Annotated in this window: 1 protein-coding gene; it reads left to right on the forward strand. The window is 65.9% G+C overall.

The window, feature by feature from the left end; genetic code table 11:
- The coding region (locus U9980_RS03000) for an OmpA family protein (RefSeq protein ID WP_322766580.1) at positions 1-503 on the forward strand (503 nt) is incomplete at its 5' end.
- Between the last annotated feature and the right edge of the window lie 399 nt (positions 504-902).

The following is a 902-nucleotide window of genomic DNA, read 5'->3' on the forward strand; positions in this document are numbered from 1 at the left end:
CGCCTCCCGCACCCGTGGAGACAGTGAGCGATCAGGCCATCGCCGAATCGGTCCTGCAGATCGACCTGGTGGATGCGGTCCGTCCGATCAATCTCGACAAGGCTGTCCTCGCGCTGCGGACCGAGCGCCATGACGGCTCCGGAGTGGCCGTGACCATCAGCTCGGATGTGTTGTTCGCCTTCGACTCCGCCGAGCTGACCGATGCGGCCCGCAGCCAGCTCACCGACATCGCCCCGCAGATCGGTAACGCCAAGGGGACGGTCGCAGTCAACGGCTATACCGACAGCACCGGCACGCCCGCGTACAACGTCATCCTGTCCCAACGACGGGCGAACGCGGTCGCGGACCTGCTGCGCCCGAAAGCCCCCGGCGATGTTCTGGTCACCGCTACCGGACAGGGCTCGGCCAACCCGGTGGCCCCGAACACCAACCCGGACGGCTCGGACAACAGCCCCGGCCGCGCCCAGAACCGCCGCGTGACCATCACCTACCGCACATCATGAGCGATCATGCCGCCATCCGCCATCCGCCATCCGCCATCCGCCGCGCACGGTCGCGATTCGCTGCCGGGACTCGACAGAAACGATCTTTCTAGGTTTGTAAGATCAACAGGGCCGTTTTCGGCACACAAACCTCGAAAGATCACCGATCTTCGGCAGGTCGCCGCAGCGGCGGGTCGTATCCACCCGAACAGGTGATGTCGCCAGCGCGATCACAGTCCGCTATGCGTTGCACACGCAATGGCCGTACCGTCTCGAAGCATGACCGAGGCAATGCGGGGGCTGTCGGGCGGCACATACAGCACACCGGACGCACCGGTGAAAACCGCCGGGGAACGACCAGCGAGCAAGGCCGCCGAGCGACTGATCGAAGTGGACGTCCGGAGCCGGCCGGCCGGAATA

Origin of the sequence: Protofrankia sp. Cr1 (assembly GCF_963555865.1) — a bacterium.
In the GTDB taxonomy this organism is placed as follows: domain Bacteria; phylum Actinomycetota; class Actinomycetes; order Frankiales; family Frankiaceae; genus Protofrankia.